27 protein-coding genes and 1 tRNA gene are annotated in these 25,753 nt (G+C 51.9%); 10 read left to right on the top strand and 18 right to left on the bottom strand.

The genetic code is table 11. The annotated features are described in order from the left end of the window. Window positions 1-17: 17 nt before the first annotated feature. The 3 genes from Dvar_RS15070 to Dvar_RS15060 form a co-directional block, all read right to left on the bottom strand. Window positions 18-1,667 carry a ribonuclease J gene (locus Dvar_RS15070; protein ID WP_419662522.1) on the bottom strand — a complete coding sequence of 550 codons (1,650 nt, stop codon included), beginning with the start codon at window positions 1,665-1,667 and terminating at the stop codon, window positions 18-20. Window positions 1,668-1,670: 3 nt separating this feature from the next. Beyond that, a complete protein-coding gene (locus tag Dvar_RS15065; RefSeq protein ID WP_419662521.1) occupies window positions 1,671-2,294 on the bottom strand; it encodes a lysophospholipid acyltransferase family protein in 624 nt (207 codons plus the stop codon). A 155-nt stretch (window positions 2,295-2,449) separates the two neighbouring features. Continuing rightward, on the bottom strand, window positions 2,450-2,782 hold the full coding sequence (locus Dvar_RS15060) for a hypothetical protein (protein ID WP_419662520.1): 333 nt from the start codon (window positions 2,780-2,782) through the stop codon (window positions 2,450-2,452). Window positions 2,783-3,062: 280 nt separating this feature from the next. Here Dvar_RS15060 and Dvar_RS15055 point away from each other — a divergent pair, with 280 nt between their 5' ends. Then, on the top strand, window positions 3,063-3,353 hold the full coding sequence (locus tag Dvar_RS15055; protein ID WP_419662519.1) for a PilZ domain-containing protein: 291 nt from the start codon (window positions 3,063-3,065) through the stop codon (window positions 3,351-3,353). An 803-nt stretch (window positions 3,354-4,156) separates the two neighbouring features. Here Dvar_RS15055 and Dvar_RS15050 read toward each other — a convergent pair. The 7 genes from Dvar_RS15050 to Dvar_RS15020 form a co-directional block, all read right to left on the bottom strand. Then, a tRNA-Leu gene (locus Dvar_RS15050) sits at window positions 4,157-4,243 on the bottom strand. A gap of 89 nt (window positions 4,244-4,332) precedes the next feature. Further along, complete coding sequence (locus Dvar_RS15045) at window positions 4,333-4,992, bottom strand: L-threonylcarbamoyladenylate synthase (protein ID WP_419662518.1); 660 nt, start codon at window positions 4,990-4,992, stop codon at window positions 4,333-4,335. Further along, window positions 4,955-6,727: a phosphoribosylamine--glycine ligase gene (gene purD / locus Dvar_RS15040; RefSeq protein WP_419662517.1), complete on the bottom strand. Its 1,773-nt coding sequence runs from the start codon at window positions 6,725-6,727 to the stop codon at window positions 4,955-4,957. Before purD ends, Dvar_RS15045 begins: the two co-directional genes overlap by 38 nt. A gap of 64 nt (window positions 6,728-6,791) precedes the next feature. Then, window positions 6,792-7,745: a D-alanine--D-alanine ligase family protein gene (locus Dvar_RS15035; RefSeq protein ID WP_419662516.1), complete on the bottom strand. Its 954-nt coding sequence runs from the start codon at window positions 7,743-7,745 to the stop codon at window positions 6,792-6,794. 280 nt (window positions 7,746-8,025) lie between these two features. Then, complete coding sequence (locus Dvar_RS15030; RefSeq protein ID WP_419662515.1) at window positions 8,026-8,520, bottom strand: SHOCT domain-containing protein; 495 nt, start codon at window positions 8,518-8,520, stop codon at window positions 8,026-8,028. Window positions 8,521-8,532: 12 nt separating this feature from the next. Continuing rightward, the gene (locus Dvar_RS15025) at window positions 8,533-8,967 is read right to left on the bottom strand and encodes a DnaJ family domain-containing protein (RefSeq protein WP_419662514.1); all 435 of its coding nucleotides are present in this window, start codon (window positions 8,965-8,967) and stop codon (window positions 8,533-8,535) included. A 117-nt stretch (window positions 8,968-9,084) separates the two neighbouring features. Further along, window positions 9,085-10,476: an HDOD domain-containing protein gene (locus Dvar_RS15020; RefSeq protein WP_419662513.1), complete on the bottom strand. Its 1,392-nt coding sequence runs from the start codon at window positions 10,474-10,476 to the stop codon at window positions 9,085-9,087. 372 nt (window positions 10,477-10,848) lie between these two features. Between Dvar_RS15020 and Dvar_RS15015 the strand changes: the two genes are divergently transcribed. Beyond that, a complete protein-coding gene (locus tag Dvar_RS15015) occupies window positions 10,849-11,223 on the top strand; it encodes a hypothetical protein (RefSeq protein ID WP_419662512.1) in 375 nt (124 codons plus the stop codon). Between the two features lie 290 nt (window positions 11,224-11,513). Here Dvar_RS15015 and Dvar_RS15010 read toward each other — a convergent pair whose 3' ends face one another. The 8 genes from Dvar_RS15010 to Dvar_RS14975 all read right to left on the bottom strand — a co-directional run bounded on the left by Dvar_RS15010 (window position 11,514) and on the right by Dvar_RS14975 (window position 18,572). Then, window positions 11,514-12,038, bottom strand: coding sequence for a hypothetical protein (locus Dvar_RS15010; RefSeq protein ID WP_419662511.1), 525 nt, complete (start codon window positions 12,036-12,038; stop codon window positions 11,514-11,516). A 171-nt stretch (window positions 12,039-12,209) separates the two neighbouring features. Continuing rightward, window positions 12,210-13,382 (bottom strand): radical SAM protein, encoded by a 1,173-nt coding sequence (locus Dvar_RS15005; RefSeq protein ID WP_419662510.1) that lies wholly within the window; start codon window positions 13,380-13,382, stop codon window positions 12,210-12,212. 2 nt (window positions 13,383-13,384) lie between these two features. Continuing rightward, a complete protein-coding gene (locus Dvar_RS15000; protein ID WP_419662509.1) occupies window positions 13,385-14,596 on the bottom strand; it encodes a hypothetical protein in 1,212 nt (403 codons plus the stop codon). Between the two features lie 61 nt (window positions 14,597-14,657). Further along, complete coding sequence (locus tag Dvar_RS14995; RefSeq protein WP_419662508.1) at window positions 14,658-15,263, bottom strand: PqiC family protein; 606 nt, start codon at window positions 15,261-15,263, stop codon at window positions 14,658-14,660. Continuing rightward, entirely contained in the window at window positions 15,260-16,924 is a 1,665-nt protein-coding gene (locus Dvar_RS14990; protein WP_419662507.1) for an intermembrane transport protein PqiB, read from the bottom strand. The genes Dvar_RS14995 and Dvar_RS14990 overlap by 4 nt, the downstream gene beginning before the upstream one ends. Further along, the gene (locus tag Dvar_RS14985) at window positions 16,914-17,567 is read right to left on the bottom strand and encodes a paraquat-inducible protein A (protein WP_419662506.1); all 654 of its coding nucleotides are present in this window, start codon (window positions 17,565-17,567) and stop codon (window positions 16,914-16,916) included. The genes Dvar_RS14990 and Dvar_RS14985 overlap by 11 nt, the downstream gene beginning before the upstream one ends. Further along, on the bottom strand, window positions 17,558-18,163 hold the full coding sequence (locus Dvar_RS14980; RefSeq protein WP_419662505.1) for a paraquat-inducible protein A: 606 nt from the start codon (window positions 18,161-18,163) through the stop codon (window positions 17,558-17,560). The genes Dvar_RS14985 and Dvar_RS14980 overlap by 10 nt, the downstream gene beginning before the upstream one ends. A 253-nt stretch (window positions 18,164-18,416) precedes the next feature. Then, on the bottom strand, window positions 18,417-18,572 hold the full coding sequence (locus Dvar_RS14975; RefSeq protein ID WP_419662504.1) for a hypothetical protein: 156 nt from the start codon (window positions 18,570-18,572) through the stop codon (window positions 18,417-18,419). 668 nt (window positions 18,573-19,240) lie between these two features. Here Dvar_RS14975 and Dvar_RS14970 point away from each other — a divergent pair. The 8 genes from Dvar_RS14970 to Dvar_RS14935 all read left to right on the top strand — a co-directional run bounded on the left by Dvar_RS14970 (window position 19,241) and on the right by Dvar_RS14935 (window position 25,753). After that, on the top strand, window positions 19,241-20,560 hold the full coding sequence (locus tag Dvar_RS14970) for a (Fe-S)-binding protein (protein WP_419662503.1): 1,320 nt from the start codon (window positions 19,241-19,243) through the stop codon (window positions 20,558-20,560). Window positions 20,561-20,781: 221 nt separating this feature from the next. After that, window positions 20,782-21,159, top strand: coding sequence for a hypothetical protein (locus tag Dvar_RS14965; protein ID WP_419662502.1), 378 nt, complete (start codon window positions 20,782-20,784; stop codon window positions 21,157-21,159). A gap of 122 nt (window positions 21,160-21,281) precedes the next feature. Next, window positions 21,282-22,682 carry a sigma-54 interaction domain-containing protein gene (locus tag Dvar_RS14960; RefSeq protein ID WP_419662501.1) on the top strand — a complete coding sequence of 467 codons (1,401 nt, stop codon included), beginning with the start codon at window positions 21,282-21,284 and terminating at the stop codon, window positions 22,680-22,682. Window positions 22,683-22,862: 180 nt separating this feature from the next. Beyond that, a complete protein-coding gene (locus Dvar_RS14955) occupies window positions 22,863-23,234 on the top strand; it encodes a NifB/NifX family molybdenum-iron cluster-binding protein (RefSeq protein WP_419662500.1) in 372 nt (123 codons plus the stop codon). Window positions 23,235-23,357: 123 nt separating this feature from the next. Beyond that, entirely contained in the window at window positions 23,358-23,729 is a 372-nt protein-coding gene (locus tag Dvar_RS14950) for a response regulator transcription factor (protein WP_419662499.1), read from the top strand. Between the two features lie 19 nt (window positions 23,730-23,748). After that, complete coding sequence (locus tag Dvar_RS14945) at window positions 23,749-24,591, top strand: P-loop NTPase (protein ID WP_419662498.1); 843 nt, start codon at window positions 23,749-23,751, stop codon at window positions 24,589-24,591. Window positions 24,592-24,669: 78 nt separating this feature from the next. Then, window positions 24,670-25,296: a NifB/NifX family molybdenum-iron cluster-binding protein gene (locus Dvar_RS14940; RefSeq protein WP_419662497.1), complete on the top strand. Its 627-nt coding sequence runs from the start codon at window positions 24,670-24,672 to the stop codon at window positions 25,294-25,296. A 13-nt stretch (window positions 25,297-25,309) separates the two neighbouring features. After that, a complete protein-coding gene (locus Dvar_RS14935; protein WP_419662496.1) occupies window positions 25,310-25,753 on the top strand; it encodes an iron-sulfur cluster assembly scaffold protein in 444 nt (147 codons plus the stop codon).

The raw sequence follows: 25,753 nt of genomic DNA, 5'->3' as shown, positions 1-25,753 counted from the left end.
CCGGCCTTATCGTGGGGTCAGACTTCCACCAGAAAAGGCAAAATGACCGGGCGCCGGCCGATGGTATAGAAGAAATACTGCCGCAGGGCCGTTTGCAAACGTGCGCGGATTTTGTCTACCCGGCCCGGTACATCCGGCGTGATCTCCTCCACGATTTCAAGGATGACACACTGGGCATCTTGCAACAAATAGCCCGTTTCGGTTTCGAAAACAAATCCGCGGGACACGATTTCAGGACCGTACACCACAATACCGGTCTCTTCATCGAAAGCCATATTGACGACTACCAGTCCCTCTTCGGACAGTACCCGACGTTCCTTGAGCACACTGCGCCCCACGTCACCGATTCCTTTACCGTCAATCAAAACCCGCCCTGCGCAGATACTGTCCCGAATCTTGAATCCGTTTTCATTCATTTCGATCACTTGGCCGTTTTGGGCCAGAATCAGGTGATCCTTGGGAATCCCCATCTGCTGCGCCAGACGGCTGTGCAGGACCAGGTGACGATATTCACCGTGCACGGGCATGAAAAAACGCGGTTTGGTAAGGCTGATCATCATTTTGAGCTCTTCCTGGAAAGCATGCCCGGAAACGTGGATCTTGGAAATCTTCTCATAGACCACGTCCGCGCCCTGCCGGTAGAGGTTGTTGATGATGTTACCAATGGCTTTCTCATTCCCGGGAATGAACTTTGAGGAAAGAACTACCGTGTCCGCCGAGTGAATCTTGATCTGCCGGTGCGTGCCTGCAGCCATGCGGGCCAGGGCTGACATGGGCTCGCCCTGACTACCGGTGGTGACCAGGATCACCTCGTCGTCGGAATAGGTCCCCAATTCGTCGATATCGATTTCCATGCCTTCGGGAATCTTCAAATACCCCAGTTTGCGGGCGATGGATACGCTGACTTCGATGCTGCGTCCGTTGAAGATAATTTTTCGGCCCCGAGTCTGGGCAATATTGACGATCTGTTGAATTCGGGCGATGTTGGAAGCAAATAAGGCCACGATGATCCGTCCACTGGCAGCTTCGGTGATTCTGGCCAGTTCATCGCCGATCTCGTGGGATGAAATGGTGTGGCCCTCCTTTTCCACGTTTGTGGAGTCCGAGAGCAACGCCAAGACCCCTTCTTCTCCGATCTGGGCAAAGCGGTTGACGTCGGTGAGCATGCCCTCCATGGTGGTGTGGCTCATCTTGAAGTCGCCGGTATGGATCACCATTCCGACCGGTGTACGTACCGCCAGCCCCACACCATCCACAATGCTGTGGTTAACCCGGATAAACTCAACATCAAAGGGGCCGATTTTTAAATGTTCACGGGGCAGCACCTCGTGCAGGGATGCGCTGAGCAGTAAATCATGCTCTTCAAGCTTGTGACGCACAATTCCTAACGTGAAGGGGGTGCCGAAAATCGGCACATTGATTTCTTTTAGCAGAAAGGGAAGCGCCCCGATGTGATCCTCGTGGGCATGGGTGAGCACAACGCCCGACAACCGAGACTGGTTCTGACGCAGGTAATCAATGTCCGGAATAACATAATCCACCCCCAACATGTAGGCTTCCGGAAACATCAGGCCGGCGTCAATGACGAAAATGGTATCGCCATACTCCACCGCCATCATATTCAGTCCGATTTCTCCCAGACCGCCCAAAGGGATAAGCTTCAGCATGGTCTAAGACGCCTCCTGCGGCTCATTTTCCAAAGGGTCAACGTCCAAATGGTCAACCAAAATGGTCCGAATGCGCGCTAAAAGGGCATCTTTGGTCTTGCGGGTGTAATCGGCGGTTTCCACCGGATCCAGAATCTGCATGGTAATGGGGGCTGAGCGGATCACAAAATGCCCTTTGGGAATGATATTGCGGGTCCCTCGAATAATTACCGGCACGATGGGTACACCGGAGTCCACGGCAAGAACAAATCCACCTTTCTTAAACGGCAAAAGCCTGCCGTCCCTGCTGCGCGTCCCCTCGGGGAATATCAATACACTGGTGCCGTTACGGATGGTAGCGGCGGCCCTGGCCAGGCTTTGGAAAGCGGACTTGCGGTTGGACCGATCGATACTGATATATCCCACGCCGCGCATGGCCCTGCCGAAAATAGGGATCTTGAACAGTTCGGCCTTGGCCAGCCACCGAAACTGAACCGGAAGCCGCCCCAACAGTACCGGGATGTCGGCATTGCTTTGATGATTGGCCATGTAGATGTAGGAGCGATCTGGTGATAGCTTCTCACCCCCCGTAACCGTTACCCTGGCCCGGCTCAGCCACAAAATGGCATTCGCCCAAAAACGCGCCATTAAATGCGGTACATTGCCATTACGACTGAAAAAGGAACATAGGATGACGGAAAGCCCAACAAGGATTGTGCTAACAATAACCCACGCAACGATAACCAGCGTATGCAAGAATTGTAAATATGATTTCAGCATGGAAGGTGGCACTATTAATTGGTTCAGGTGATGATTCCCAACTGATCGAACATGGCATCCATGGTTTCGATCAACCAGTCGCGCTGCCGCTTGTTCGCGTATTGGATACAATCGCACCGCACCCGTTTGCGGGTCCGGACCAGCAATTCACCGGCCAGACGATCCTCGGTAAGCTCCAGACTGATGACAAAAGGAGCGCAATCACGATGCGCCTTTTGCACCTCGGAAAGCAGCGTCTCGTCAAGGGGTAGCCAGTACAACCCATCCAGGCCCGATGCACTGAACGTTTCATCCAAATAGGTTTTTATTTTTTCGTAATCCTGAGGGCGAATTTCATCAATTACATATTGTTTCATCTTATTATTGTCACTAGCACAAAATAGCTTGAATCTCAATATATATGTTTATTCAACGTCTTCAACAACAACCCGTTGGGGATTTTCATCATTTACCCGATCGTCTTCGGTCACCATCAGACATGCGAACCGTTATGTTGGCACATCTACCTTACCTTGAGCATGGTGCGCGTCTCATGTTTACCGAGATTGCGAAAAGGCTTTGATTTGGTTATTATCATTAAGATCAGAATTATGCCAGAACCTAGTGTGAAAGAAAACAATTGAGGATGAATCAATCATGGCAACCGTATCTGAAAAACGAAAACACCCTCGTCATCCAGCGCTGTATGATGCAAAATACACCATCAAGTCTGCAACTTACAAAGATTCAATCAGCAATGTCAGTGCAGGCGGCATCTACATTTGCAGCAATCGGCCAATCAAAGCGGACCAACCGATCCGTCTGCGTTTCCCGATTTTTGCCTTTGACAAGAGACCCAGCGTGGAAGGCACAGTCGTTCGCTGCGAGGCTGGTGGATTTGCAGTTAGGTTTGATCGTCCAATCCAAGAAAGGGTTACTCCACGATAATCCCGCTTAAAAAGCGAAGATGCATTATCCTCTCCGACGGATTTTTTTGAATGGGCGGGAAAAGCCGGACGCAATCACCCTATGTTTCTATCTTTTTTGGGAAACCATTTACCGAAAGACCGCCCGCTTTCTCATATTATCCGGCAGATTAATCCCAAATCGGTTTAATTGTTCTTGATTGAAATAGAGTTTACCGCAATTTTATTATCTTTTTCATTTCATATGCACCTTAAAAAGGGCTGAATGCAAAAGCATAATGACTCATGTTAGTTTATACATGTTCAACAAACTTTATTACAATTTAACAAAAACATCAATTTTGGGCGGCGGGCGGTGCAGGGCCATCGCATGTAACCTTGGTATCAAATATGCTTTGTTCCTATACACCACAATCTTCGTTATCGTTGTCGTAATCGGCCTCTTGCATTTCGATTACGACAACAGCTTCGCTACGCTCCACTATAGCAACGACAACGAAAATAGCCGTTGCTTTAGTGAGGGGGGATCGCTTGATGTCCGAGATAAAGGCTGCCAAATGAAAAGACGTTCCGTCCGACATTCTACATGCGATTGCCCTGGCGGGCGGTGGTGATGATGATGGACGTACGGTCAGCCAAGCCGATGATCAAAGTGCCCAGGTGGTTGGGGTTGACGAATGCTTGGCGATATTTGCTTTTTCCCTCCAGAGAAGGTGTCGAAGATACGGACTGAGAAATGATTTACGATGGAAAAACGGTGATCAAACACAAAAAAAGCGGGTTACGGAAATTTGACTTTTTACCGTAACCCGCTGTTTTTTTTAATGGTGCCGGAGCTCGGAATCGAACCGAGACGGGGTCGCCCCCGGTGGATTTTGAGTCCACTGCGTCTACCAATTTCACCACTCCGGCTTGGCTGTGCTTATATATTGAAAAGACGCTGGCTTGTCAATCATTTTACGGCGGTCAGTTCTCATGTTTTTATGTCAAGCATAAACGATTCAATATAAAACGCGATCAATGGCCTGCCGGTCAACCGCGCCCTGCCGCAATATGACAACGGGCCAGACGGTCACGTCCACAATCGTGGATCCAGGCCCGCCGGCAAGCAGGCCGGCATCCAGGACCAGGTCCACCTCATGGCACAGGTCGGGATCGAGTGCTTCGGCACTGGCCACAGCCGGCCGGCCGGACAAATTGGCACTGGTTCCGGTGATGGGCCCGCCAAACGCTTCGGTCAGCGCCCGTGCCACCGGATGGACAGGCAGGCGCACACCGATTTTTCCCGTTCCGCCGGTAAGCGCCGTGGGCACGCGCTTTCCGGCCTCAAATACCAACGTTAACCCGCCAGGCCACAAATCCATAAGCGCCTGGGCGTAATCCGGAATCTCTGCCACCAATTCCGACATCTCGCCCAGCGCGGACAACAACACCAGCACCGGTTTGTGGGCCGGTCGGCGCTTGATGGAGAAAATCTTTTTTACGGCCGTCGGGCTCAGCGCATCAGCCCCAAGCCCGTATAATCCACTGGTGGGAAACACCAGCACACCATCTTGTTTCAGAACCTGACTAGCCGACCGTACCACTACCGGATCTGGATCAGCGGGATCGATCCGCGCCCGATTAGCGATAGTCTTTGAGTTTTTGGGCTTTCTTTTCAACCTGATCGGCCATTTCCTGTTTGAATGCCGCTAATTGATCGGCCAGGGCGTCATCGGTGGCGGCCATGATCTGAACGGCCAGAATCGCCGCGTTCTTGGCGCCGGGTTTACCAATGGAAACCGTGGCCACAGGGATACCCGGCGGCATCTGAACAGTGGACAACAGGGCATCGAGCCCCTGCAGGCACGACGAATCAATGGGCACGCCGATGACCGGCAGGGTCGTATGGGCGGCCAGCACACCGGCCAGATGGGCTGCGTGTCCGGCACCGGCAATGATCGCCTTGAGGCCTCGATCCCTTGCCGTACTGGCGTATTCCGCGGCCTTTTGCGGGCTGCGGTGGGCCGAGGCCACGGTCATTTCAATGGGAATCCCAAATTTTTTAAAAATTCCCAAGGCGCTTTCCATCACCTTCAGATCCGAGTCGCTGCCCATGACAATGCCCACCTGAGGACGGGTCTGCATCCGGACCAGGGCTTTTTTTCCGATATCCGTCCGGTAGTGAACCTTTGACCAGTTGATTTTGGCCACTGCCTGGTAGGCTTTCTGGATTGCCAGTTCAACGTTATCGCCCAAAGCGGTGACCCCCAGCACCCGGCCGCCGCTGGATATGATCTTCTTGCCGTCCAACGCGGTACCGGCATGAAAAACCACCACATCGCGCATTCGGTTGGCCTTTTCGATGCCGGTGATGGGAAGGCCCTTTTTGTATTTTTCCGGATAACCGCCGGCGGCCATGACCACACAGACCGATGCCCGCGGATCGATTTCAAGGCGGCAGGCTTCAAGCCGTTCGTCGATAACCGCCTCGAAAAGCGGGATGATGTCGTTTTGCAACCGCACCAACAACGGCTGGGCTTCCGGATCACCAAAACGGCCGTTGAATTCCAGAACCTTGATCGAATCCCCGTCGATCATCAGCCCTGCATACAAAACGCCCTTGTACGGACAGCCTTCGGTGGCCATGCCCTTGACCATGGGAATCATCACCTCGTTCATGATCCGCTGATGAAGATACTGATCCACCACCGGTGCAGGAGAATAGGCGCCCATGCCACCGGTGTTGAGTCCCTTGTCATCATCGAAAACCGGTTTATGGTCCTGTGACGATGGCAAAGGCAAAACGGTTTTGCCATCCGTAAAGGCCAGAAAGGACGCTTCCTCCCCCACCAGGCATTCCTCAATCACGACCTGTGTGCCGGCATCACCAAACTGGCGATCAACCATAATCTGCTGGAGTGCGTCCAAGGCCATTTTCTCAGTACTGCAAACAATGACCCCCTTGCCGGCAGCCAGTCCATCCGCCTTGACAACCAATGGTGCTCCGATTTTTTTCACATAGGCCTTGGCCTGAGCAATACGGGTGAAGGTCTGGCCCTCGGCGGTCGGGACACCATATTTTTGCATAATCATTTTGGCAAAGGATTTACTGGACTCGATTTGTGCCGCTTTCTGGCTGGCACCGAAAATCCTCAGCCCTGCAGCTTCAAACTGATCCACAATCCCCATGGAAAGCGGATCCTCCGGCCCGACAACAGTCAAATCAATTTTCTCATCCTGGGCAAAAGCCAATAGTTTGTCGATTTCGGCGGCGCCAATGGAAACGCAGTCGGCCAACCGGGCAATACCGGCGTTTCCCGGCGCGCAATAAATCTTTTTAACCGCTGGGCTCTGGGCAATTTTCCAGACCAGGGCGTGCTCTCTTCCACCACCGCCGATAACCAACACTTTCATAGGCTTCCTCCCTCCTTCTGTGGCCTGTGGCCTAACCGCAGGCGTAATTAATGGTAACTTATAGCTATCCCGAGGTCGATGAGCGACGCCGGGCTTGAATGCCCAACTCAATCAGTCGGTCCAGCAACGCGCTGAAAGACAGACCCGCCGCCTGGGCCGACTGCGGAAAAAGACTGGTGGCAGTCATACCAGGAATCGTGTTGGTCTCCAAAACATAAAATTCATCATCTTTTAAAATCATATCGGTCCGACTGTAACCCTGACCGTACAATGCCTTGTGGGCAGTCATGGCGCACGCCTGGGCCCGCCGGGTCAGCGCGTCGTCAATCCGCGCCGGACAAATCTCCTCGGTGGCCCCGGCCTGGTATTTGGCCTCGTAGTCGAAAAACTCATACTGGTCACCGGGAATGATTTCGATCAGCGGCAGGGCTTCAAGGGTTTCGTTGCCCAGCACCCCACAGGTGATTTCCTTTCCACTGATATACGCCTCGATCATGGCCGTAGCGCCATATTCCAGGGCCTTATCCACTGCGGCAGGCAAAACGTACGCTTCGCGGACAATGCTCATGCCCACACTGGATCCGGTTTCAACGGGCTTGACCACCACGGGAAGTCCCAGCGTGGTCACGATTTGGTCCATGTCGATGGCCGCCCCCCGCCGGACCACCATGTATGGGGGGACGGTCAGGCCGGCCTGTTCGTAAAGATGCTTGGAAAGGAGTTTATTCATGGCCACCGCACTGCCCAGCACGCCGGCCCCCTGATAAGGAATGTCCAACAGATCGAGAAGGCCCTGAACCGTCCCATCTTCACCGTAAGGACCGTGCAGGATGATCAGAGCGCAATCGATCTGTGCCGCCTCATTGACCAGACGCAAAATATCCGACTTGGGATCATAGGTCCGGACGTTATATTTCTCTTTGTCCAGCGCACCGAGCACCTGCTTGCCGCTATTTAGCGAGACCTCCCGTTCTGACGAGATACCACCGAAAATCAAAGCGATCGTTTTTTTTTGCATGTCCATACGCTCCTGATTCATTTGACGTCAATAAAGAATCGGCCGTTGATTGAGGCTGACCGGTCTTCCAGGAAAAGTGAAACGGAAAAACCGCCGTGCCGATTGTTTTGCTTGATAACATCTGGCACTGCGTCATGGTGGTGTTAATGGCGCATTTATGATTTCATCATAGACCGCAAGAGGCATTCAGCCTATTTTTTTGGGGACTCAAACAGCCAATGGGTCACGCCCCGGCTTTTGTGGCCACAACGCCCCTTGCATTGATGCAACTTAGTTTTTTTCAGCCGTTTAATAAGCGTCGTTTGGCTTTGTTGAACTCGTCGACAGTGATGAGGTCTTTTTCAAGAAGACGGGCCAGTTCCGATAATTCGGAAATCTCGCGATGACGAGCCGTTTCCGGGTCTTCAAGCTGCGGAAAATCAATGGTCGCCCCGCTTTCTAAAGCGGGGTGCTGCTTTGCCGGTTGGCCCAGTTTAACGGTAGCCATCCCACCCAATAGGCTCACTTCAACGGATCGGCCGTTGAACATTGGGTTTTTTAGCATCTCCCGTAGGGATCGTCCCTCGGCCCGCATTCGTCTAAAGAAGTAAAACAATGAAAATGCAACAAGGACAATCCCACCAATCAAGATCCAAAGCATATAGTTGACAACGCCTCGGAAAAACAGAACCAGGATCGCCAATCCGGCAATCAAAAGGACATGCAGCGCCAGAATAAAATAGGCGAGCAAAACGCTTTTAATCAGTCCGTCGCCTTCTTTTTTTTTTCCAAACATACTACCACCAATTTATTTTTTATTGGGCTCGAGGCGATCAACCACCTCCGCGTAATAGCGTTGGGGGATGTCAAAGGATGTGTTGGTGTTTCGCATGGCATTTAATTTCAATACCAAGTAATTGAGTTTCTTGATAGTGCGGTATTTTTGTTCCGTGTCAGTCATGTTGGCCAACAGATCCTCGGTGGTCCGTATTTCCTTACGCAACTGGACCTCTGGTGGCGTACAACCGGCATTTTTAAGAATTTTATGGGCCATACGCAGATCTTCAGGAATATGGCGATCATCTTCCAGATCAAGCGGCTCGCCGCTGCCCGGCAGGTCTTCAAAAGCCCCATTATCCTGGGCTTTTTTTATTCGTGCCTCAATGAGTTGTTCAAATCCGGGAAACATGGGGGTCGTCTTTTTGGCTGTTGGTCTGGTGACCGGTTTATTTATTCCCACCATTACGCATCGTTGACGCATAATGGCTAACTTATTATTATATTATATCACATGGCCTAATTTCAAGGGCAAATGTTAATCCGGGCCGTATCTTTGAGGACTATTCAGTATGGTAATGGATTAAGCACGCAACAGACGGCCGGTCAAGCTTTTCACATACTGGCGTGCCTTTTCGGCCATGGACCGCAGTACATCCGGTTCCATGGCCAAGACAGTATGACTGCTGCTATCCAGCATCTGCCCACCAGCCTTGCCGGTTACCGCCATTCCCGCCTTTCCGGTATAATAGTCTGCCAAGTGTACAATATGGGACAGTTGGTGATCATCTGCTCTCGATGGTTGGTGGTGGTGCCGGATGGCAAAGCTGATGGATTTCGGCAAATTCCAATTATCGCAAAGAATACCAGCAATGATAGCATGATCAAAGCCCAAAATATGTCGTTCGGCCTCCTGAATGGATTTTCCCGGATTGGATATAAAAAACTGGTCGAACAGCAGGCTGCGTTGCTGCACATAGGGATTGAGGATGATCTTGCCCACATCGTGCAGCAACCCGGCCATGTATGCACTTTCAAGGGTATCCTCCGATACAGACGCAGCCATTTCACTGGCCATAACGGCCACGGCAATGGAATGGCGCCACATATCACCCGCCTCAAGGCCGTAGCCGTCCATGGCTTTACCCAACATCCCACCGGCACTCATGGCGGTAATCAATTCAGCCAGCCGCCTCGTGCCGAACAGGGCTGAGGCATGCTGAATGCTGGTCACTTTTCCCCGAAACCCATAATAGGCGGAATTGGCAACTTTGAGGATACCGGCCACAATAGCCGGATCGGTTTCAATAATTTTGGCCAATTGGCCTGGCGTGGTCCCCGGCAGTTTGATCAGATGCTGGACCTTGATCATGACTTCCGGCATGGCCGGCAGTGATGCGGTATTGGCAATAATTTTGCGAATCAGCTCACGCCCTGAAAGCAGCTCCGTCTGTGCCGGCTCGTTAAAATACCGCACCTTGTCTGTGGCGGCGGCATGAGCAGCATCCAGGGCACTGTCTTTCGCCGCCGCACTGAGTCGGGTCAACTCCTTGTTGGCCGCATCCAGCCGGCGCACCAATTTTTCAATGATCTTGTCCTTGAATTTTTCGCGGATTTCCGGAGCGAGCTGATCAAACCGCGGCTTGTCCAGTTTCAAGGCAATCACCGGCTCCCGAGCAATTACATTGGCAGTGCGCCGCATTTTGGTTAATAGCGCCATTTCGCCCAAAATGTCACCGGCCCTCAAAACGGCCAACACCGTATCTCCATGGCCTTCTTTGACGTTCACCGTGCCGGTAAGAATGATAAACAGACTCTGGTCCCCACTGCCCTGGCGAATCAGCATTTCACCGGGACGGTAGACCCTGAAATGGGCGTCGTCGGAAACAATCCGCTGCTTTTCCTCGGTTGTGAACGAGCTGAAGAAATGGAGTCGACTGAGAATCGAAAGTATCTCTATCTGAGAACTGCCCATGGGTTCCTTTACCTGGGAAAAATACCTTTGGCCAGCATTGACCATCATCAGCACCGTGCGTTGCGATCCATGATCAAGGACATGTGACCATTGCTCCCGTTGCAACAATATATCGGTCAGCGGAATAATACCATAAATTTAGGCAGGGTATACGGTTTCGTCAATCCATGGTCTAAAAAGCCCGGCCAAACGATGGGATATTCGCGTGCGGCAAAAGATCATACCAACGGTCGATAGTGGCATGAAGTTTATTCAGTCATTTCAACTAAAGCCCGCGATGGGATGTCCGATATAAGTAAAAGGTAATTCAAACTGCACTCCAGGAGCACCCCCCAATCCTGGGCAATTCACCAAAAAAGACAGGAGGATGGTATGGATCAGACATTGGGTAACAGGAAAAAACACAGATATGCGGTTAAGGATCTGACCATTGCCATCAATGGGAAAAATTATCACATTTTCAATATCAATGAATATGGTGTGGGATTTTTAATCGATGCACCGGATGAAATTAAAATCGGCAGCCCAATCCAACCGTTGATCGAAAATGGTGTCAAATCCGTGCGAGTAGCCGGTATCCCCCGGCATGTTTCCCAGTATAAGCCAGATCACAGGCGTCTTTTTTTCAGACAGGGATGGGTTTGCGGAACCGAATTTACCGCCCGAGACGACATGGGTGGTAGAAAAATGCTCCAGGAATTCATCGCCGAACATTTAGAGCTTGAGGCAGAAAAGATTGATAAGTAATCCGTTTTTAAAAAATGCCAGGGGGTTACTGGGCAACAACGCTGTATTTGGGGCCGATGCCGGAGGCGTTGTCCGCATACAGTTTCCTCTTGAAAAACGCCTTTTGAAACTGAAACAGGCGTACACGCCCAATCACCTCATAATCATACCCTAACGGTTGCCCGCTAACGCGGACGCTCTACCCGCTCTTTATTGACAATCAGAATCCATCACTAAGCTCTTAGAGCCTGTTTTGGAATTCTGGATCGATAGAGATGACCCGACGACCACTTGAATCGCTGTTTGCCTATTCAACGTCGATCTGGTGCAGAAGCGGCAACAGGCAAAAACCGTCTCCTGAAACGGTGCCAAGGCCTGAACAGAAAAAAACGAATCAGCCGGCTGAAGCCTTTCATGACCTGGGCAATCTCTTTTTCCACCAGCGGTTCAACCCGGCAAAAGGAGATGATACAGCGTTCCGGACGCACGTATGCCGGGAAAAGGCAAGGGCCGGTGCCGTTTTCAAGGAACAGGCAATCGGCCGCAAACAGATCTTCTTTTTCCAAACAGCTGGCCATGCGGCTGCCAAGTTCCGGCCGCATGGCCAGGATATAAATCAAATCCCATTTGGTGATGATTTCCGCCACCCGGATGTTGCGACAGCAAAGTCCTTGACAACGGGTCATGCATTGATCCAGAAGCGGGGCTGCTTTTTCTGTCAGGGCCTGCTGGGCGCCATAAATATCGGCGCATATTTGCATCAACGATTCGCGCTCCCCCCTATCCAGGGCGGCGAGTTTTTTGCGGGCGGTCTGAAGGTCGTGCTTGAGTCCCATTGGGAAAAAACCCTAAGAGCCTGTTTGATAAATCCGTCTAAGGCCCGCTAACGGCGTTGGAAAGTGTCTCAAAATGCTCACATATTACATATATGCTCCGCTTTTGAGCCACTTTCCGTCTTGTTATCGGGCCTGATCCAGACTTCTCAAACAGGCTCTAAGATAGCGCCATCAGATAAAGCGCGTCATCATCTCACCGATCATTGCATCCACATTCTGTGGCGTGATCCCATACTGCTTGCAGACGGCATCCACCCGGGCCCGCCGTCTGGCACTGTCAAGGTCGGCCAACCGGGTAAACACCCCCATACGGCGGCCCACCTGAAAACGGCATTGCTCCATTTCAGGAAGGGCCAAAAACTGATCCAGCACAGCCAGCATGTCCGGCTTGGCCTCGGGAAGCCGTCCTTGAACCTCATCGAGCAGGTTAAGAATATGATCACTGGTGATCATGCTGGTGATACCGTCCAGATGTTGAATGAACAACCGGATTTCCCGCACGGTGTCGGTATCCCCCAGTTTGATAAATTTTCCGGAACGATAATCATCGGCCAAGGGGATGCCGTCGGGAATGGCCAGGGTCCGCAAGCGAATGAAATCCGGATTGATCTGGTTCAAGGCGTCCGCGGTTTCGCGGGCATGGTCCCGGCTCAGCGCCTTGCCGCCCATGCCCGGCATCACGTACTCGGACAGCTGCATGCCGGCCTTTTTGGCTTTCTGCCCGGCCTTGATCTGGGTGCGCTTGTCCACCCCTTTGCGGATCATGGCCAGAACCACATCGGAGCCAGACTCCAGTCCCATGTGGATCCGATTCAGCCCGGCTTCACGCATTTGGGTCAGATTATCATCGCTGATCCGGGCCACGATGTGGGATCGGGCATAGGAAGTGATGCGGTCCACCCACGGAAAGCGAGATCGCAAATGACGCAGAATACGAATCAGATGATCCGGCTTGACCACCAGGCTGTTGGCATCCTGGATAAAGATGGACTGCATGCCGGCCGCATACCAGTTCAAGGCGGCGTGAAAGGCCTGTTCTTCATGGACCGGTAATTCCTGGATGACCTTCTGAATGTCCTCACGCAAAATACTTCCGGATCCGTCGGCCATTTTTCTCAGCAGTGTCACATGCCGATGGACGCTGTCGATATCTTCTATCACATGGGATTCCGGGCGAATCGAAAACCGCTGGCCTTTATACACATGGCAAAAACGGCAACGGTTCCATGGACAATTGCGGGTAACCCGGATCAACAGGCTGCGAGCCTCGCTGGGTGGCCGGATAGGCCCCTGTTCAAAGCCATGATACTGTTCTTTTTCTTTTTTTTCGGGACGAGGGGTCATGGTTAGTCCTCGTCAGCCATGCCGAAATCATCCAAATCCGCCTCCTGGATTCCCAGGTAAATGGGAATGCCCTTTCCCCGTTGGATGTTGACCTTGGCATTGAAAACATTACGCGAGTATCCGTGCTTGTCGGTAATCATGTATTGTTTGACGGCATAACTGCCGTCTGCCCGTTTGTCACCGGTCAAGTAGCATTTAATCGAAACGACGCGATCATCATCTCCAAGAACCAAATTTTTCAAACTGGATAACCGTGGCTGGACACGGTTGATGAATTCAACGCTGTCGATCGAAATCATCTCCTTGGTTTTCTCATCGACCATCGGAATCAGAAAATCACCGATCAGGATCTGGCCGGCCTTGGCCTGTTCGATCATTCGCGCCAGTGCGATGGTCACGTCACCGACAATGTAGCTGAACGTGGTCGGGCTCAAGCCCTCGGATTGGTAAAACTCATAGTGCCCGCCGACGTGGAAACAGGTACGCAGTAAAGGGGCGGTATGTTTGATGGCTCGGCTGCGCGCAACGGCGTTTTCGGCCAAAACCAGATGCATGAAATGATAAAGATCAACATTGGAATCAATGCCCCGGTCCCGGTTCCAGATGTAAAATCCATCACCGGTGTTGGTACGGGCAAACCGGATTTCGATATCCTTGTCCATCAGTTTGCTGTAGGCAATGTTAACCGAATAAGAAAGGCTGTTGAGCTGCGTCACCTGCTCCAGAGGCGAATAACGGGAAAAGCCGACAATGTCAAACAACGCCACGGCCCGATCTTCGACCCGTGTGATACTGTAGCGTTTGATCAATGCGCTGACGGTTTTCAGCGGCATCGCATCGCCCGGTGTAAAGGGAAGATCAAAATGCCGAGGGGTCGTGTTGAACAGTTTGGCGGTTTCCTGCAATTGTTTGGCTGGTACGTGTTTGGGGCCGCTGACAATTCTTTCCAAAAAGTCATCCACCGGTGAGTGATAGTCTTTGCGTTCCGTGTCTGTTTTCGCAGCACTGCGACTGGCGATGGCTTCGCCGATGGTATAGTATGGAATTACCAGCAGATCGATCCCATTGTGGCAGGGTGTCCAAACCAAAATAATGTTGCGGCCCAGCGACCATAGGTCATACAAAAGGTCGTCCAGATACAAAAGATCTGCCCGGTTGATGGTTTCCGCTTGCGCTTTTTCCTGAAACATTTCGGTCCAAGAGAGTCGCTTCATTTTTTTCTCCCTTGCTTGATAAGGGCGAACAGCGAACCGCCCACCATGGGAAACAAACAGGCTATCTTTGAAAGGCCTTGAGCGAATCAGCCATTTTTCGGCAAAATACCGCCAGTACGCGGCTATGCGCGGCGGCCAATTCTTCGTAGCCCGTGCCCGTCAGTGGCTCCGTAAGATTGATGCGATGAGAATCCATAAACGCCGGATCGGCAGCCGTAATGGTCCATAGCGCGTTAAGCTGAACCTTTTTATCTTCCGTGCCGATCAATTCATAAAACTTGACCGTGACGGTAACATCCGGTTTCAGTCCCATGGGCCATGGCGCGCTGATCACACGTGAATCGGGCATGAGGAGTTGGAGATTTTCTCCAATGGCTTGTTGGATCAACTGATTCGGGTAGTCGGCCCAGCGGTGTGAAGAAGAAATGGCCAGTTGATATGGCCCACTACGGGTAACCATCTGAATGCGGTCAATGATTCCAGGCAAATCCACCGGCCTGATGCCGATAATCTGGTTGCGGTGATTGTCATATTGCGTTTCACCAGCCGAGGGCGCAATGGGATTGAGGGTATAATACGTCACTGGGGGTGTTGTGGACCGACACCCGGAATAAACCATCACCGTCAGCAGACCCAGTGCAACGGCCCATATCGATAGTCGGATCATTCCTGATTTCCTTTTCCAAAAACAATGGCGTTGGGATGCCGCTCAAGGTAGTCGGCCAACGCTTCCACGGCCCGGGCCGCATCCTGCAGTTCAATGAGCAGTCGATTCAGGTTATAGACGGCCGGTGCGCCTTCTCCCAAAACTGAATTGGCCGTGATCAACAGTTCGTCACCACGAGCCAATAATTCGTCAATGCGTACAAGCGTTTGTTCGTCGAAATCCGCTGCCACCTGCTTAAACCGTGCAAAACTCTGATCAATATTGCTGATGGCGCTTTCAAGGCTTTTGGATCCGGTCATGGCCTTGACCTGAAGGGCCGCCGATCGGATATCTGCCAGCGTCTCTTCCAAGGGCAGTTTATTGAACCGCTCCACCATTTTCTTGGCGGTCGCCGCAATTTCCTCCATGGCGTTGGGGATTGTGGGCAGCACCGGGTAGACATCATCGTAGTTAATCTGCTGGGAAGAAGTACCCTCAATAAAATTCAAACACACATAGCTTTGACCGGTCAACAGATTCCCCGTCCGTTGCTGCGCCCGCAATCCCTTCTGGACGAGTTTTTCCAACACTGTGTTCTCAGAAATAGCGAGTTTGCCAGATAACTCGATCCGATCCGGCTCGATGGCGATTAACACCGGAATTCGAAAATTCAGGTTGTCCTGATCGAAAAGCAACCGGACACTGATCACCTCACCGATCCGGATGCCATGAAATTCAACCGGTGCGCCAGGTGACAACCCACGCACCGTTTCATCAAAATAGAGCAGATAATACTCACGATAGCTGAAGGATGCGGCGTTGGCCGCATCACGGTTGTCGTAAAGGGTAAAGATGTGATTTTCACTGACCGGAGGTGAGGTCCGCAGATCACCGGACGTGAAAAATGAGATTCCGCCGACCAGAAAGCTGGCCAAAGATGGTGTATCCAGCCGAACACCATCAGCCTCGATTTTCAAATCCAGGCCACTGGCGTTATAAAAACGGGAGCTCCGTTTGACTTTGTCGTTGTACGGCGCTTCGATAAAAATTTCCAGCATCACCCCGGAACCATCCTCGGCCATCGCGACATTGGTCACTCGCCCAACCTTTAGTTGGCGGAAATACACCGGCGATCCGATATCCAAAGAGCCGAGTTGCTCGGCGCGCAAGGTGAATTGCTGCCCCTCGATTTCCCGTGAAATGGCCGGCGGTTTTTCCTGGCCTTGAAAACGATAAACAATTTTTCCGTTCGTGCCGGGTGACATCCCAATATATGCACCGGAAAGCAATGTGCTGATACCGGAAACTTCACCCACGGCCACGCGCGCGCGCACAATCCAGAACTGGGTGTCCTGGCTAAGATGGCCGGCGACATCAGGACTCATGGCGGCGGTGACCCACACCTGGGAAAGGTCCTCGCTGAGCTTGATCGTTTCAACCTTACCCACGGTAACATCTTTGTACTTGATTTCTGTTTTTCCAGCGACCAGACCTTCGGCAGACCTGAAAACAATGGTAATTGTCGGCCCGGTTTCGCGGATGGCCTTGACAGCCAGCCAAATGCCGATCAGGGCGGCAATCATTGGGATCAACCAGATGACGGAAAACCGTTTGCGCGACTGGATTTCCGGTTCCGATGCGGACTGGACAAGGCCGGATTCGGTGGACGGTTCATTCATCATCAGCCTCCAGTGCATCCCACATGAGCCTGGGATCAAAGGTCATGGCGGCAATCATGGTGATCACCACCACGGCGGCAAAATAAATCACCCCCGGACCGGCCTCAATGGTACTCAGATAGCCAAGTCGAACCAGGGCGACCATCACCGTCACCACAAACACATCCAACATTGACCACCGTCCCACGACCTCGATAATGCGATAGAGTTGTGAACGCTCTTTCAGGCGCCAATGGCTTTGCCGCTGTACCGACAACAACAAACCGCACAAAATGGCCAGTTTGGCAATCGGAACCACAATGCTGGCCACAAAGATGATCAACGCGATGCCCCATGATCCAGTGTGCATGAAGTAGAGCACGCCGCTTATGATCGTATCGCGCTGCGCACTTCCCAGGTAGGTTGTAACCGTGATCGGCAGCAAGTTGGCGGGAAAATAGAAAATAATCGCGGCGATGACCAGGGCCCAGGTGCGATGAATACTGTGGGGTTTTCTAAGATGCAACCGCGCTCCGCAGCGAGGGCATCGGGCGGCGCCATCATCCTGGGGCGATCGACTATGGATCACCATGCTGCAGCTGTGACAGCTCAGCAGGCCGGCATGGGCCGCCGTGCGCTGTCTTTCTGTGGACGTGGTCATTGGCATCGGTCGATTTTCTCCCAGATCGTATGCGGATTGACAAACGTATTGACCGCCGCCAAAGCAAACACCAGAACCAAAAAAGCAAACAGGGCCACACCGGGAATAATGGTCGCCAATTTGGCCAGTTTGATCACGGACACTAAAATCCCAAGCAGGAAAACCTCAGTCATGCTCCATGGACGCAGCGCCAGTGCCAGTCTGAACATCCGACGGCTGGCAGGCAGGCAATACCCGCATTTTAGGGGCCATAATACATACACCAAAGCAGCTAGAAGCGTACACGGAAGCAGCATACTGGTGAGCAAAACCAGCAACGCCAGCCCAGCCATACTCTGCTCAGAGAGAATGATGGCACCCGTGATGAGATTGGTTTCCAGAATCGTTCCCTGGGATTGCAATGACAAAAAGGGATATACATTGGCAATGATAATCATCACCAAACCGGTCAACGCAGAAGCCAAGGTTCGCTCGATAGATCGCGGTGTGTGAGAATACAGCAGGGTTCCGCAACGAATACAACGCGCGGTGCTTTTCTCCGGTAAGGGTATCACACGATGTAACAAATCACAGGTGTGGCAAGCGATCAGGGATTGCTTCATGGCCACCTGTTGCCTTTGTTGGGTTGTTTAAATACCCATTAAATACCACTATTTCGGAGAGGGCGCAATGGTTTCCTGTCTGGTTGAAGGCGCAACTTGGCAAATCCGTTCTACGCATTTGGCGCATAGCACCGACGAAACCAAGCATTGGCAAAACAACGGAACAGAGCCGAAAGGACACAGGACACCATCGCCACTGGACACGCCTGCAAAAATTGGGCGCTAAACCTATGCCCCGGCTTAAATTATGAAATTAGGCGACCTGTAGGTCGGGTTTGCCTTTGCGACGACGGATCACTTTTACCACGGGTGAAGTTTTCTTTGAGGAATCTTTTTGTTGGTTTGCGTTTGTTTGTGTAAACAGCTGGAGTAGTTTAGCTTCAATTTGTTTGCGTTTGTATTCGTCCATCTTTCTTCTTTTCGGTTAAGGAGATGATTATGATTTTTCCAATTCACGAGCCTGCATTTTCCGGTTCTTCTGCTGGATCAACATCTAATTCAGACAGCGCATCATCTGTGTGATGGTTAACCATCAACCTGCCGTTCAGGGATTTACATCTTTACTTAGTTGTATAGGGAGGTAAACACCACTTTACGTAGGGGTAAACGTAAGGTCTCTTGATAATCCGTTACGTTTGCAACGTCTGTATAATAGAAAATTTGAATTTGCAATAGATAATTGATGATTTTCGAAGATTTGTGCCTATTTTTTTTCTCCACAAGATGCCGCTGCGGGCGTCCTCTATTTTCTCAATGCCACAACCCTTTCAGGGTCGCACAAAAAGAACCCCCATCGTCCCCTACCGACGCAATAGTGGTACCCTTTATTATAGATACTTTACCTATCGTGTGGATGGTTATTGACGTGGACCACCGTCACCTGATAGAGGTCGGAACGGGCATAGTTTATGCTCTATTGATGGGGATGGCGATAACTAAGGTGCGCAGTTCCGATGCTGGGAATCCGCAAGCCGATCGTTAATCGTTGCCAATGAAATTGATATAGTGTACGTCCATAAACAATCCATTGGGTCTTTGATGGATGGTCACGATTAAATCAGAAAGGAGGCAGGATTAATGGCTGAACAGCTCATACAATTGGGCGCAAACAAAAAAAGCACCTTTATGGATAAGGTCAAGGAGGTGCTTCCCGAGGGTGGCAATCTGAACCTTTGCCTTACCTGCGGGGCATGCTCTTCGGGTTGCCCGGCAACCGGTCTGGCTGGCATGGATCCGCGCAAGTTCCTGCGCATGGCGGCCTTGGGGTTGGATGAGGAAATTGCCAAATCCGACTGGCCGTGGATGTGTTCCATGTGCCAACGCTGCATTTATGTCTGCCCCATGCAAATTGACATTCCGCAGCTGGTTTATCATGCCAGGGCACTGCGCCCCCGCGAAGAACGCCCCAAAGGCATTCTGGGGTCCTGTGACATGGCTCTGCGTAACGAAAGCACCAGCGCCATGGGGACATCTCCCGATGATTTTATTTTCGTCGTCGAGGATGTGCTTGAAGAGTACCAGGAAGCCCAACCCGAATTTGCCGAAATGAAGGCGCCGATTGACAAAGAAGGAGCCGAGTTTTTCCTCAACCAGAATTCCCGCGAACCGGTCACCGAACCGGATGAAATGGTACCGCTGTGGAAAATTCTGCACTTGGCCGGTGTGGATTGGACCTATGGCAGCCATGGGTGGGGTGGGGAGAATTACTGTATGTTTCTGGCCGACGACGATGCCTGGAAACATATCACCACCACTTCTGCCAACCAGGCGGACAAACTGGGGTGTAAAACATTTCTCAACACCGAGTGAGGGCACGTCACTTTCTCAGTCCGGGCCGGACTGAAAAAATTCAACATCCCTCATAAATTTGAAGTCAAAAGTATTTATGAGTATTATGCCCGTTGGATCCGGGAAGGCAGGCTCAAGGTCAATTCCGACTGGAACAAAGATCTCAAAATCAAGTTCACTGTGCAGGATCCCTGCCAGATCATTCGCAAAAGCTATGGGGATTCGGTTGCTGAAGACCTGCGCTTTGTGGTGAAGTCGGTTGTTGGAGAAGAGAACTTTGTTGACATGCACCCCAACCGTTCGAACAATTTCTGTTGCGGTGGGGGAGGCGGTTTCCTGCAGTCCGGATTTAAAGAAGAGCGTCTGAAGTACGGGCAGCTTAAAGACAATCAGATCCAGGCCACCGGGGCGGATTATTGTATTGCCGCCTGCCACAATTGCCACGCTCAAATCCATGAGCTGAGCGAGCATTATGGCGCCAACTACGGCGTGGTGCATCTGTGGACGCTGATCTGCCTTTCCTTGGGCGTGCTCGGTCCCAATGAACGGGAATACCTGCTCGATGATCTCAAGGAAGTCAACGTCTTTCATCCGGAAACGGCAATGTAGCCTTGAACATGAATAGGTTGTACAAGGGGCGACCGGCCGGTCGCCCCTAAAGCCCTGCAAAACGCGTGATCGATAGGGCAAAGCTGAGAAAGGACGAAGGGCGAACAAAAAGCGGTGTAAAGCGGAAGACCTTGAACCGTAAGTGCACAAATCGCATCTTACAAATGAGGCGCCGGTAATTTACGACTGCTGCAACCCCTAACTCCAAGACACGTCAGCCCATGAGCGATCAACAACTTACTGTTTCGGAACTCGAGGCTCGTTGGAAAGACGCACTTTGTGCAACGCGCCTTTCTACCACCAAACATCCCTGCACCTACCGTGAGCTCAAATCCCTGGCCGCTTACGTGGTAAACCACCGCATTGATATCGACGCCTATTTTCCAACCGTGGAAAAACTTTTAGACCACATGCAACGCCTGGACCCGGCAGGCCGTGGAAGCATTTTTCATATTTTCAGCCAGCGTATCAAACCCACCAGCATCTGGCAGGTCCGCTTGCTTCGGATGGAGTGCAGGGACCTGTTGGCCCACCTCGACGCCTATGATCAATGGCGGCGGCAACGGCACCACTTGAAAATAGTTCAGACTGGATCTTGAAAGCACAATAGCGTATAACCATTTTTTGAAATAGCCTGTGACGATCCATGGACAATCGCTTCATTCCTTTTTGGTACAGACACAAAAAAGCGTCGTAAGCCGCCAGACGCATAGGTAACCTGATGAGCCATTCGCTAAAAAAGCCCACCCCCACCCCGCCGCCGCCCGGAAATGTCACGGACATTATCCTGGAAAGCATTTCCGATGGGGTGTTTACCGTCGACCATGAATGGCGGATCATGTCCTTCAACCGTGCTGCGGAAGCCATCACCGGGATTCCCCGTGAAGAAGCCATCGGCCGCCATTGCTGGGAGGTATTCCGTTCCAATATGTGCGAGGACGATTGCGCGCTGAAACGCACCATGAAAGAAGGCGCGTCTTTGACCAACAGCACGACCTATATTGTCAACAGCCAGAAAAAACGGATCCCCATCACTGTTTCCACCGCCCTTTTGAAAGATAAGGACGGAACCGTGCTGGGCGGTGTGGAAACCTTCCGAGATCATAGTCTCGTGGAAGCCCTTCGCAAACGGTTGGATGGCCGCTTTCAGATTGGCGATATCGTCAGCCGCAGTGATGCCATGCATGAAATCCTGGCCATCCTGCCCATGGTGGCAGAAAGCGGCAGCACGGTGTTATTGGAAGGAGAAACCGGCACCGGCAAGGAACTCTTGGCTCGGGCCATCCACAATGCCAGCCCACGCAAAACCAAACCGTTTGTTGCCATCAATTGCAGTGCCCTACCCGACACCCTGCTCGAATCCGAGTTGTTCGGCTATAAAGCCGGTGCGTTTACCAACGCGGTCAAAGACAAACCCGGTTACTTTACCGCTACCGAAAAGGGTACCATCCTGCTCGACGAGATTGGAGACACCAGTTCTGCATTTCAGGTCAAGCTGCTACGTGTGCTCGAAGAGCAGGCCTTTGTGCCCCTTGGTGCGGTCGATAAAATTAAATCTGATGTGCGTGTGATCGCTGCAACCAATAAAAATCTTAACGAACTTGTCGTCAAGGGAGAATTTCGCCAGGATCTTTATTACCGCATTAATGTGGTACGCCTCAAGTTGCCCCCTTTACGCGAACGCAAAGAAGACATTCCCCTGTTGATTGACCATTTTATCGAAAAGATGAACATGCTGCGTGGTAAATCCATCACCGGCGTGGACGCCGAAGCCCTTCAAATCCTCATGTGCCACGATTACCCCGGCAATATCCGCGAGCTGGAAAATATCGTGGAGCATGCCTTTGTCCTGTGCAGTAGCGGCTTGATACAGGCCCGCCATCTGCCCGGCAACCTGGTCGGTCCGCAACTGGCCACCCGCGCCCAGGATACGTTAACCCACACCCTGCATACCACCGAGGCAATTGCGATTATGAATGCGCTCAAACGCAATAACTACAACCGGTTGGCCGCAGCCAGGGCACTCGGTATGCATAAAAGCACACTGTTCCGCAAAATCAAGCGGTTGGGTCTGATACTGCCTGAAACGGATGGCCGATCCAGTTCCAATCGGCAAGAGTAGCATTTAAAAGTCTCGCAACGCTGACAAAGACGCAATTTTGCACCCTTTTCTCTCAAACCAAAGCCAAGCAACCAGCAAAAATAATTATATTTGTTTGAATTCATTATATTTTATTATTCGTCAGGCCTTTATCCATTATGGCACACGCCTTGCGAAGTTGGCCCTCTAAAAGGAGGGCGGATGAAAATTGCCATAACAATCTGGGAAGACCGTATTTCACCTGTGTTTGATGCCTCCAGGCGATTGTTGATCGTCGACATTGAAAATTCCAGAATTGGTGAGCGATCGTTCCTTGTGTTTGATCCCGAACAGCCTTCCGGCCTAGCTAAAACCCTGGCCAGTCTTGGCGTCGAGGTTCTGATCTGCGGTGCGGTTTCCCAATTGCCGGCCACCATTATCAATGCCGCCGATATCACCTTAATGCCGTTTATTACCGGTCAGGTGGACCGTGTGCTGGAAGCTTTTGCCAGGGGAGAATCACTGGAACCCACATTCCTGATGCCGGGTTGTCATGGATCTTCCTCGACAGCCGGCAACTCGGCCCCCCAGTAACCGACCAAGGACTCCGGAGATAATGGCCAAAACGCGTACCGTCGAAAACCGTTACCTTATAAACGGGGCAACCCGTTTTTTTCGAAAACATCTATTGAGGAGTTAGCATTGACCCAAGCACTATTGGTTACCACCGACAAAAACAATTTGAAAGATTTAGCTCTGGGATTGGACTTGCCCAATGGGGCGATTCACTGGGCCTCATCCGGCGATGAGGCATTGGAAATCATCAATCAAAAGACCTTTGATTTGGTTATTTCCGACGAGAAGCTGGCAGATATGACCGGCCTGGCACTCGTAGAAAAACTGGTAAAAATCAACCCCATGATCAACTGCGCAGCAGTAAGTTCTCTGTCCAAGTCCGAGTATCACGAAGCCAGCGAAGGGCTTGGCATTTTAATGCAGCTCCCCGCACAGCCGAGCCAGTCTGATGGCCAGGCCCTAATGGCATATTTGAAAAAAGTTTTAGGATTTACAGCCGCCACCGGCGATTGAGACCACAAGAGGTAATCCCATGAAAAATACATCCAATGGCGTCGATATTATGGACAAACCACCCGAGCCCAGCCCTGACGAAAAAGCCAAGCGTTCTCTCACCCGCATTAAAAACAAAATCATGATCATGAGCGGCAAAGGGGGCGTCGGCAAATCCAGTGTTTCGGTTAATCTGGCAATTGCCTTGGCAGAAAAAGGCTTCACCGTGGGATTGATGGATGTGGATATCCATGGACCTGACATTCCCAGAATGCTGGGACTTTCGGGCATGATGTCGGCCAACGCGGAAAAGAAATTGGAACCTATGCGGTATTCCGGCAATCTCAAGGCCGTTTCCATCGAATCCCTGATGTCTGAAAAAGATGATGCGATCATCTGGCGAGGCCCCATGAAACATGGTGTCATCCGCCAGTTTATCGGTGAGGTGGAATGGGGAGCACTAGACTATCTGATCATCGACTCTCCTCCTGGAACCGGTGATGAACCGCTTACCGTGGCCCAATTGATCAATGATGCCCGGGCCGTTATCGTCACCACGCCCCAGGAAATCGCCCTGGCCGATGTACGCAAATCGATCAATTTTTGTAAAACCGTGAACATGAATGTTCTCGGGATAGTGGAAAACATGAGTGGCTATGTCTGCCCCCACTGCGGAAAAACGACCGACATCTTTGGCCGTGGCGGAGGTGAGCGCACAGCGATGCAGACCGGCTTGAAACTGCTGGGACGGATTCCCTTTGACCCCAATCTGGTAAAGTGCGGGGATGCGGGCTTATCCTACCAGCAACAGTATGCCGACGCTCCGGTATCAAAAGCCTTCCTCTCCATCGCCGAGGAGATTACAAAAGTTAGCCTTAAATGATTTTACAACCATTTCTCGTGTGCTTGGCCCTTTTGTTTTCCACAAGGCGCCTTGGCACGGGAAACTGGAGGGACCATTATGAAAATTGCAGTCAGTTCTACCGGCACCGATCTTTCGGCAACCATTGATGAGCGTTTTGGTCGCTGTCGCCATTTTCTTATCGTGGAAACCGATGATATGAGCGTTGAGGTAATGGACAACACCAATGCCGAATTATCGAGCAGTGCCGGTATTCAAGCGGCAAGCCAGGTGGCCAACGCCGGGGCCAAAGTGGTTATTACCGGCAACTGCGGGCCCAAAGCCATGCAGGTGTTCAACCAAACCCAGATCCCTGTCATCCTGGGGCAACACGGTGTTATCCGGGATGTCATTGAAACGTTTAAAAAAGGAGATCTCGATGCATCGACCAGCGGGAATCTTCCGCAAACATCTAGTAAGACGGCGTCCGCAGCCCCCCAGGCAGCCTGGGGATCAGGCCGGGGCGGCGGTCGCGGCATGGGTGGTGGACGCGGTATGGGCGGCGGCGGTCGCGGCATGGGGATGGGCCGCCGATGCGCCGGCACCTTCGGTATCAACCAACCAGGCGGGCAACCATCAGCAGCCCCCCGATCCAAGCAGGAGGAACTCGCCCAATTGCAGCAGCAGGCCGATGAATTGAAGCGGCAAATGGCTGCCATCGAAGCGAAAATCAAGGATTTGACTTGACAAGAGGAGTCCCATGACCGACAAAATCGATGCCTTTGTGGCCGAGCTTCAGGAACAAATCTTTACCGAGACCCGAGAGGCGTTTGGCGAAGCCGGGTTTGAGCGCTGGCGCAACCCGCTTTACCGCGGGCCGCTGGAGGGTGCAGATTCCCACTCCCGTGTGAAAGGCACCTGTGGCGATACAATGGAGATGTTTCTTAAATTTGACGACAAGGACCGGGTCTGTGATGCGGCCTATCTTACCGATGGGTGCGGGTCCAGCACGGTATGCGGGTCTTTTGCGGCTGAAATGGCCCTTGGCAAAACCGTTGATGAATTGACGGAAATTACCGGCGAAGCCGTGCTCGAAAAAATCGGACGCTTCCCCGAAGAGGATCATCACTGCGCATTCCTGGCCGCGGCAACCGTTCAGGAAGCGCTCAGCCAATATATGAAAAAAAAGGTCAAAGGCGATTAG

The sequence above is a fragment of the Desulfosarcina variabilis str. Montpellier genome, assembly GCF_048565275.1.
GTDB classification, from domain to species: Bacteria; Desulfobacterota; Desulfobacteria; order Desulfobacterales; family Desulfosarcinaceae; genus Desulfosarcina; species Desulfosarcina variabilis.
Note: the sequence above shows the minus strand (reverse complement) of the source record. Positions and strands in the feature narration are given on the sequence as shown.